This is a genomic window from Stenotrophomonas sp. 3diitr2024 (assembly GCF_042136455.1).
Classification (GTDB): domain Bacteria; phylum Pseudomonadota; class Gammaproteobacteria; order Xanthomonadales; family Xanthomonadaceae; genus Stenotrophomonas; species Stenotrophomonas sepilia.
This window is the reverse complement of record NZ_JBHHMJ010000317.1, coordinates 1-7,675: the sequence shown is the minus strand read 5'-3', so window position 1 is coordinate 7,675 and position 7,675 is coordinate 1. Positions and strand designations below refer to the sequence as shown.

The 7,675-nt window shown below is 66.7% G+C and carries 6 protein-coding genes and 2 pseudogenes; all 8 read right to left on the bottom strand.

All coding sequences use genetic code 11. The features are described 5' to 3' along the window. Window positions 1–97: 97 nt before the first annotated feature. A complete protein-coding gene (gene bamA, locus ABGA94_RS07415) occupies window positions 98–2,461 on the bottom strand; it encodes an outer membrane protein assembly factor BamA (protein WP_053497093.1) in 2,364 nt (787 codons plus the stop codon). 74 nt (window positions 2,462–2,535) lie between these two features. Further along, on the bottom strand, window positions 2,536–3,894 hold the full coding sequence (gene rseP / locus ABGA94_RS07410; protein ID WP_375366876.1) for an RIP metalloprotease RseP: 1,359 nt from the start codon (window positions 3,892–3,894) through the stop codon (window positions 2,536–2,538). 55 nt (window positions 3,895–3,949) lie between these two features. After that, window positions 3,950–5,140, bottom strand: a complete 1,191-nt coding sequence (locus tag ABGA94_RS07405; protein ID WP_375366874.1) for a 1-deoxy-D-xylulose-5-phosphate reductoisomerase — start codon at window positions 5,138–5,140, stop codon at window positions 3,950–3,952. A gap of 2 nt (window positions 5,141–5,142) precedes the next feature. Next, window positions 5,143–5,979, bottom strand: coding sequence for a phosphatidate cytidylyltransferase (locus tag ABGA94_RS07400; RefSeq protein ID WP_005415851.1), 837 nt, complete (start codon window positions 5,977–5,979; stop codon window positions 5,143–5,145). Next, window positions 5,976–6,743, bottom strand: a complete 768-nt coding sequence (gene uppS / locus ABGA94_RS07395; protein WP_032954050.1) for a polyprenyl diphosphate synthase — start codon at window positions 6,741–6,743, stop codon at window positions 5,976–5,978. The genes ABGA94_RS07400 and uppS overlap by 4 nt, the downstream gene beginning before the upstream one ends. Window positions 6,744–6,748: 5 nt before the next feature. Further along, complete coding sequence (gene frr / locus ABGA94_RS07390; protein ID WP_005415853.1) at window positions 6,749–7,303, bottom strand: ribosome recycling factor; 555 nt, start codon at window positions 7,301–7,303, stop codon at window positions 6,749–6,751. A 96-nt stretch (window positions 7,304–7,399) separates the two neighbouring features. Continuing rightward, window positions 7,400–7,546, bottom strand: a pseudogene (locus ABGA94_RS07385) (UMP kinase); the annotation flags it as partial. Further along, a pseudogene (locus tag ABGA94_RS07380) lies at window positions 7,540–7,675 on the bottom strand (phosphate ABC transporter substrate-binding protein PstS); the annotation flags it as partial. The pseudogenes ABGA94_RS07380 and ABGA94_RS07385, both read right to left, overlap by 7 nt.

The following is a 7,675-nucleotide window of genomic DNA, read 5'->3' as shown; positions in this document are numbered from 1 at the left end:
CAACGGCCCGAAGGGCGCATGCCATGGATGGCATGCGTAGCGGCGCGGGGGATAGGTGGAATGCGGGGGCAGTTCTGGCGAACCGCCTCGCGGTTCGTCAGAACTGCCCACCGAACGTGAATTGCAGGCGTTCGATCTTGTCATCGTCTTCCTTCTTCAGCGGGAAGGCGTAGCTGATCGAGATCGGGCCGACCGGGGCGCGCCACAGCAGGGCCACACCGGTGGATACGCGCAGCTCGTTGGCCTTGAAGTTGTCCACGCCGGTATACACGTTGCCGAAGTCGACGAAGGCCGACACGCGCGCCGACGGGCTGTCGAACAGGCGCGGGAAGTAGGCTTCCACCGAACCGACGGTCTTCAGCGAGCCACCCAGCGGCTGGCCTTCCGGATAACCAGTAGTGACTTCGCGCGGGCCGAGGGTGTTGTCCTCGAAGCCGCGTACCGAGTTGGTACCACCGGCGTAGAAGTTCTCGAAGAACGGCAGGCCGCTTGCGGTGACGGTGCGGGTGGTGCCATCCGGATTGGTCAGCGTACGGGTGTAGTCCTTGCCGTAGGCATCGCCGTAGCCGATTTCGGCGCGGGTGTTGATCACCAGCGACGGCATGATCGGCCAGTACTTGCTGATCTGGTAGTTCAGCTTGTAGTACTCGATGGTCGAACCCGGCAGCGTGGTTTCCAGGCCCACGCGCTGGTAGGTGCCGCGGGTCGGCATGAAGTAGTCGTTGCGCGAGTCGCGCGCCCAGCCCAGCTCGGTGCGCCAGGCATGGAAGGTGCGCTTACCGACGGCGTTGATGTAGTCGATGATCGACTGCGGGGTGGAGCCCTGGTAGGTGGTGATCTGGTTGCTGTCGATGCCGAACATCAGCGAGACGGTGTCGGTCTCGGTCAGCGGCACGCCGAACACCACCTGCGCGGCACCGTTGGTGCTGTTGTACTGCGCGGTGTTGAAGTCCGAGTAATCCAGTTCGCGCCAGGACAGGTTGTAGCCCAGCGACACGCCGTCATCGGTGAAGTACGGGTTGGTGTAGCTGAAACCGTAGCGCTGCAGGTAGCTGCTGCGCGAGGCTTCGACCGACACGCGGTTGCCGCCACCGAGGAAGTTGTTCTGCGACAGCTGCACCGAGGTGGTCATGCCGTAGGACTGCGAGTAACCCAGGCCGAACACGAAGCTGCCCGAGGTGGTTTCCTTGACGTTGTAGACGACGTCGACCTGGTCGTTGCTGCCGCTGACGGCCGGGGTCTCCACTTCCACCGATTCGAAGTAGCCCAGGCGCTGCAGGCGGATCTTGGAGCGGTCGATCGCGGCCTGCGAGTACCAGCTGTTCTCGAACTGGCGCATTTCGCGACGCATCACTTCATCGGACGTGCGGGTGTTGCCGCGGAACAGGATGCGGCGCACCGACACGCGCGGGCCGGGCACGACCTGCATGTTGATGGCCACGGTCTGCTCGGCGCGGTTGGTGGTCGGGATCGGGTTCACCTTGGCGAACGCGTAGCCGATGTTGGACAGCGAATTGGTGATGGTGTCCGAGCTGAATTCCAGCAGGGCACGCGAGAACGTGTCGCCGGACTTCTGGATCACCATGCGCTCGACGTCCTCCTGCGGGAGGATGGTGTCGCCGCTGACCTTGATCTCGGAGATCTTGTACTGCGCGCCCTCGGTCACGCCCGCGGTCAGGAACATGTCGCGCTTGTCGGGGCTGATCGAGACCTGGGTGGAATCGATGCTGAAATCGACGTAGCCGCGATCCAGGTACCAGGAGTTGAGCTTTTCCAGGTCGCCGGACAGCTTTTCCTTGGAGTACTGGTCGTCACGGCGGTACCACGACGCCCAGTTGTGCTCCTTGGACTCCCAGGTCTCCAGGATGTCCTTGCTCTCGAACTTTTCGGTGCCCACCAGGTTGACGTGGCGGATCTTGGCGGCCTTGCCTTCCTTGATGGCGATGGCGATGTCCACGCGGTTACGGTCCAGCGGGCTCACCGTCGGGGTGATGTCGACGTTGTACTTGCCACGGTCGTTGTACTGGCGGCGCAGTTCCTGGGTCACGCGGTCCAGGCTCAGGCGATCGAAGGTGCCGCCCTCGGTCAGGCCGATGTCGGACAGGCCCTTGAGCAGCTGGTCGGACTTGATGTCCTTGTTGCCGGTCACGGTCAGCTTGTTGATCGCCGGGCGTTCCTTGACGGTCACCACCAGGATCGTGCCCTGGCGGTCCAGCTGCACGTCTTCGAAGAAGCCGGTCTTGTACAGGGCGCGGATCGTCTCGCCGACCTTGTTGTCGGTGATCGTCTCGCCGCGTTCCACCGGCAGGTAGGTGAACACCGTGCCCGAGCTGATGCGCTGCAGGCCATCGACGCGGATGTCGCTGACAGTGAAGGGCTCGGCTGCCTGGGCCAGGGCGGGAGCGCCGGTGACGGCGGCGAGGGCGAGGGCCAGCAGGCGGCGATTGGGGAGTCGCGTCATGTCACGTCCGGTAGGAAGGTCGATTTCATTGGTGCGGGATGCCGACGCTGTAGACGGCAACAACGTGGAAAAGTTCATCGCGGGACCAAGCCGAGGATGTCGTTGTAGAACGCCAACCCCATCAGCCCGGCCAGCAACGCCAGGCCGATGTATTGGCCGGCGGCGATGGCACGCTCGCTCAGCGGGCTGCCCTTGACCAACTCGATAAGGTAATACAGCAGGTGGCCGCCGTCCAAGATCGGGATCGGCAGCAGGTTGATGATGCACAGGCTGAGCGACAGCAGGGCAAGGAACTGCAGGAACCAGTCGAGGCCGCGCTTGGCCGAGACATTGGCCACGCGGGCGACGGTGACCGGCCCGGAAACGTTCTGCAGCGAGGCCTTGCCGGTCACGATGCGACCCATCATGCCCAGCGAGTCGGCGGCCAGGCGGCCGGTCTCGCGCACCGCCACGGTCACCGCATCCAGCGGGCCATAGCGCAGCAGGGTGTCATAGGCGGGGCTGTAGCTGGTGGGGAAGCCGACGCCGATCTGCCAGACCGGATTGCCCTTGCCGTCCTTGCCCTGGCGCGGGGTGACTTCCAGCGCCAGGCGCTCGCCGCCACGCAGGACCTCGATCATTCCGGGCCCGCCGGCACGGCCCAGGGCCTGGATCTCGCCGATCACCTGGTCGACGCTGTCGATGCGCTGGCCATCGATGGCCACGATCAGGTCGCCTGGCTGCAGCTGCCCTGCCACCACGGAGTCCGCACTCAGCGATTCCACTTGCGCCGGCTGCAGCCACGACTGCCAGTGCAGGCCAGCCAGGATCGGCACCCGCCGCTCATCGAAACCCGCCGGCAGCTGCGACAGCGGCAGGGTGCGCGTGCGTACCTGGTCGGCCGTATCCAGCACTTCCAGCTTCACGTCGCGGCGGTCCATCGCGGCTGCGGTCAGCGCCATGCTGGCCTCGCCGAGGGTGACCACCTGGCGGTCGTCCACGCGCAGCACGCGGTCGCCGCTGGCCAGGCCGGCACTGGCGGCGATGCCGCTGACACGGCCGATGGTGGGCGAGTAATCCTGCTTGCCAATCACGAACATCGCCCACAGCAGCAGGATGCACAGCAGCAGATTGGCGATCGGGCCGGCGGCAACGATCGCGATGCGCTGCCAGACGGTCTTGTGGTTGAAGGCCTGGCCGCGCTCGTGCGGGTGGACTTCGACCTCGCGTTCGTCGAGGAACTTCACGTAACCGCCCAGCGGGATGGCGGCGATGGCGAACTCGGTGCCGTGCCTGTCGCGGCGCGACCACAGCGGCCGGCCGAAGCCGACCGAGAAACGCAGGATCTTGACCCCGCACAGGCGCCCGACCCAGTAATGCCCGAACTCGTGGAAGGTGACCAGCAGCCCGAGGCTGACGATCATCCACCAGACCGATCCGATGAAGTCAGTCATGCAGGCTCACAGTGGTGGGCAAGGGCGGCGGCGTCATGCTGGGCGAGGCGGTCGTTCAGGCGGCGTCGATGGCGTTCAGGGTGAGCTGGCGTGCCCGGTGGTCGGCGGACAACAGGATCTCCAGTGTATCGGCTGGCTGGGTCGGCAGTGTTGAAAGAGCGTTAGCAACCAGCGCCGGGATCGTCAGGAAACCGATCCGGCCCTGAAGAAACGCTGAAACCGCCTCTTCATTGGCGGCGTTCAGCACCGCCGGTGCGGTGCCGCCGGCCTGCATCGCCTGCCAGGCCAGCGCCAGGCAGGGGAAGGCGTCAGTATCCGGGGCCTCGAAATCCAGGCGGCCCTGGGCCAGCAGGTCCAGCCCGGCCACGCCCGATTCGATGCGCTGCGGCCAGCCCAGGCCGACGGCGAGAGTGGTGCGCATGTCCGGCAGGCCCATCTGGGCCAGGGTCGAGCCATCGACGAACTCGACCAGCGAATGGACCAGGCTCTGCGGGTGCACCAGCACCTCGACGCGCTCGCCGGGCACGCCGAACAGGTGGTGGGCCTCGATGACTTCCAGGCCCTTGTTCATCAATGTCGCCGAATCGACCGAGATCTTTGGCCCCATCGACCACTTGGGGTGGGCAACGGCCTGGGCCGGGGTGACCTGGGCCAGTTCGGCGCGGCTGCGGCCACGGAACGGGCCGCCGGAGGCGGTCAGCAGGATCCGGCGCACGCCGGCGCCGTCGACACTGGCATCGCGCGAGCGCAGGCACTGGAAGATCGCGCTGTGCTCGCTGTCGATCGGGATGATTTCGGCACCGGCACGTTCGGCCGTCCGGGTCAGCAGTTCGCCGGCCAGCACCAGCGATTCCTTGTTGGCCAGCAGGATGCGCTTGCCGGCGGCCGCGGCAGCCAGGGTCGAGGACAGGCCGGCCGCGCCGACGATGGCCGCGACCACGGTATCGCAGGCATCGCTGGCGGCCAGCTGGTCCAGCGCGGCCTGGCCGGCATGGGCCTCGGTGGCAAGGCCGGCCTCGCGCAGGCCGTCACGCAGTTCGGCGAACAGCGATGCGTCGGCGATCACCGCGTGCGCGGGTCTGTGCTGGCGGCACAGCGCCAGCAGCGCCTGCACCTGGCGGCCGGCAGCGAGCACCGTGGCCTGGTAGCGGTGCGGGTGGCGGGCGATCACGTCCAGCGTGGAGGCGCCGATCGAGCCGGTAGCGCCGAACACGGCGACCCGGCGCAGGTCTGCAGCAGCATTCATGGTCAGAACCCGAAGATTTCCTTGCCCAGCGCGAACACCGGCACGGCGGCGAGGACGCCGTCGACCCGGTCGAGCACGCCACCGTGGCCCGGGATCAGGTGGCCCGAGTCCTTGGCGCCGGCATGGCGCTTGATCAGGCTCTCGAACAGGTCGCCCAGGACCGAGGCGAACACCGCCACCACCGCGGTGATCAACAGGCCGGGCAGGTGTGCGGCATCGATGCCAGCCAGCCAGCCCAGGCCGAGGGCCACGGCGACACCGGCCAGCAGGCCGCCGAACAGGCCTTCCCAGGTCTTGTTGGGGCTGATCCGCGGCGCCAGCTTGTGCTTGCCGAAATGGCGGCCAGCGAAATAGGCGCCCGAGTCGGCCGCCCACACCAGCGCCAGCGCAGCCAGCAGCCACAGGTGGCCCTGCTGGCCCGGCGGATCGCCGCCGGCATGGATCAGCACCAGCGCGGCCCAGGCCGGGACGATGGCCAGGGTACCGGCCAGCATCTTCAGGATCCGCGAGGGTGCCGACGGCTGTGCACCGAAGTTGAAGAAGCGCAACCAGAGCAGCGCGGCCAGCCACCAGGCAACGCCGGCCAGCGTGGTTATCTGGAACAGGACCAGGGTGCTGCCATCGGCCCAGACCAGCAGCACCATCAGCAGCAGGTTCAGCACCAGCAGCACGGTGCGCGCCAGGGTGTCTTCGATACCGGCCAGCTTCAGCCATTCCCACAGGCCGATCAGCAGCACGGCGGCGGCGGCGGCGGCCAGCCATTGCGTGGGCAGCAGCAGGATCGCCGCAATGGCTAGCGGCGCCATGATCAGCGCGGCAAGGACTCGGGTCTTGGTCATGGGCTGGAAGTCTCGGTGGCCAGTGCGGCAATCTGGGCGCTGGTCAGGCCGAAACGACGCTCGCGACCGGCATAGGCGTCGAGCGCCTGCTGCAGCTGCCCGGCGTCGAAGTCCGGCCACAGGGCCTCGGTGAACCACAGTTCGGTATAGGCGAGCTGCCACAGCAGGAAGTTGCTGATGCGGGTGTCGCCGCCGGTGCGGATGAACAGGTCCGGCGGCGGCAGGTCGGCCAGGGCCACCTGGCTGCCCAGCAGCGCTTCGTCGATCTGCTCGGGCAGCAGGCGACCGGCCGCCACTTCGACGGCCAGGGCGCGCGCGGCGCGGGCGATGTCCTGGCGGCCACCGTAGCTGGCAGCGATCGACAGGGTCAGGGTGGTGTTGTCGGCGGTGCGCTGCTCGGCCAGCTGCATGCGGCTGACCAGCCCGGCGCCGAAGCGCTCGCGTTCGCCGATGAAGCGCACGCGCACGCCACGCCGGTGCAGCTCGTCCACTTCGCGGTCGAGTGCACCGAGGAACAGCTTCATCAGCGCGTCCACTTCCTCCTGCGGCCGGCCCCAGTTCTCGCTGGAGAAGGCGAACAGGGTCAGCGCCGGAATGCCCAGTTCAAGGCAGCGCTCGATGGTGCGGTTGACCGCGCGCGCGCCGGCACGGTGGCCGATCACCCGGGGGCGACGGCGCTGCTGTGCCCAACGCCCATTGCCATCCATGATGATGGCAATGTGGCGGGGCAGGGAGGCAGGCAACGGAGGCGGGACTGAAGGCATCGACTTCAGACCGACAGCAGTTCTTTTTCCTTGTCGGCAACGACCTTGTCGACGTCCTTGATGTTGGCGTCGGTCAGCTTCTGGATGTCGTCTTCGCCGCGCTTCTTCTCGTCTTCGCTGATCGCTTTGTCCTTGACCAGCTTGGCGATTTCCTTGTTCGCGTCCTGACGGATGTTGCGGATCGCGATCTTGGCGCCTTCCCCTTCCTTCTGCACCTGCTTGACCAGCTCCTTGCGGCGCTCTTCGGTCGGCGGCGGCATGTTGATGCGGATCGCGGTGCCCAGCGTGTTCGGAGTGAACTCGGCGTTGTAGAGACCCTTTTCGATCTCCTTGATCATGCCTTTGTCGAACGGGGTGACCAGCAGCGAGTGGGCGTCGGCGTTGGAGATCGACGCGACCTGGTTCAGCGGGGTGCTGGCGTTGCCATAGGCGCTGACCGTCACGCGGTCCAGCAGGGCCGGGGTGGCACGCCCGGTCCGGATGGAGGTGAGGGTGTGCTTCAGAGCGTCAATGCTCTTGGCCATGCGCGTCTGCGCGTTGTTCTTGATGTCGTTGAGCATCGCCCGGTCCTGGATGTATCTGGAATCGGGCGATTATAGGCGAATACGGGACGCTGCCGGGCCTGAATCGGCCCGGTCGTCGCTTTGCGCTCAGGCTCAGGCCGGGTCGCGGCCCTGGACCAGGGTGCCGATGTTCGCGCCGTTGAGGATCTTCAGCAGTTCGCCCGGCTGGCCCATGTCGAACACGCGCATCGGCAGGTCGCTGTCGCGGGCCAGAGCGAAGGCCGCTGTGTCCATCACTTCAGGTCGGTCGCCCAGTAGGCCTCGATCTGCTTGACCAGTTCAGCCGGCAGCGGCACGTAGTGCAGCTCGTTGGCCTGGGCCTGGCCGTTCTCGAAGGCCCACTTGAAGAAGGCCAGGGTGTCCTGGTTG

What these genes read in the sequence shown, in the direction of transcription:
- uppS (WP_032954050.1), bottom strand. Translation starts at nt 6,743, where the DNA reads ATGCCTTCAGTCCCGCCTCCGTTGCCTGCCTCCCTGCCCCGCCACATT.
- bamA (WP_053497093.1), bottom strand. Translation starts at nt 2,461, where the DNA reads ATGACGCGACTCCCCAATCGCCGCCTGCTGGCCCTCGCCCTCGCCGCC.
- ABGA94_RS07405 (WP_375366874.1), bottom strand. Translation starts at nt 5,140, where the DNA reads ATGAATGCTGCTGCAGACCTGCGCCGGGTCGCCGTGTTCGGCGCTACC.
- rseP (WP_375366876.1), bottom strand. Translation starts at nt 3,894, where the DNA reads ATGACTGACTTCATCGGATCGGTCTGGTGGATGATCGTCAGCCTCGGG.
- ABGA94_RS07400 (WP_005415851.1), bottom strand. Translation starts at nt 5,979, where the DNA reads ATGACCAAGACCCGAGTCCTTGCCGCGCTGATCATGGCGCCGCTAGCC.
- frr (WP_005415853.1), bottom strand. Translation starts at nt 7,303, where the DNA reads ATGCTCAACGACATCAAGAACAACGCGCAGACGCGCATGGCCAAGAGC.